Source organism: Enterobacter sp. 03-F-07-AD-ECC, from assembly GCF_047530935.1.
In the GTDB taxonomy this organism is placed as follows: Bacteria; Pseudomonadota; Gammaproteobacteria; order Enterobacterales; family Enterobacteriaceae; genus Enterobacter; species Enterobacter cloacae.
In genome coordinates this window covers 1-693 of the sequence record NZ_JBLKBZ010000076.1, presented here as the reverse complement: position 1 = coordinate 693, position 693 = coordinate 1, and the positions used below count along the sequence as shown (strand labels likewise).

The following is a 693-nucleotide window of genomic DNA, read 5'->3' as shown; positions in this document are numbered from 1 at the left end:
CCGCTAACCCCATCAATTAACCTTCCGGCACCGGGCAGGCGTCACACCGTATACGTCCACTTTCGTGTTTGCACAGTGCTGTGTTTTTAATAAACAGTTGCAGCCAGCTGGTATCTTCGACTGATTTCAGCTCCACCCGCAGGGGCTTCACCTACATATCAGCGTGCCTTCTCCCGAAGTTACGGCACCATTTTGCCTAGTTCCTTCACCCGAGTTCTCTCAAGCGCCTTGGTATTCTCTACCTGACCACCTGTGTCGGTTTGGGGTACGATTTCGTGTTACCTGATGCTTAGAGGCTTTTCCTGGAAGCAGGGCATTTGTTACTTCAGCACCGTAGTGCCTCGTCATCACACCTCAGCGTTAAAAGGTACCGGATTTACCTGGAACCTCCGCCTACATGCTTAAACCGGGACAACCGTCGCCCGGCTAACATAGCCTTCTCCGTCCCCCCTTCGCAGTAACACCAAGTACAGGAATATTAACCTGTTTCCCATCGACTACGCCTTTCGGCCTCGCCTTAGGGGTCGACTCACCCTGCCCCGATTAACGTTGGACAGGAACCCTTGGTCTTCCGGCGAGCGGGCTTTTCACCCGCTTTATCGTTACTTATGTCAGCATTCGCACTTCTGATACCTCCAGCAGCCCTCACAGGCCACCTTCAACGGCTTACAGAACGCTCCCCTACCCAACAAC

At 53.4% G+C, this 693-nt stretch carries 1 rRNA gene; it reads right to left on the bottom strand.

What is annotated here, in order from left to right:
* A 23S ribosomal RNA gene (locus ACMWKA_RS25700) occupies positions 1 to 693 on the bottom strand; the annotation flags it as partial.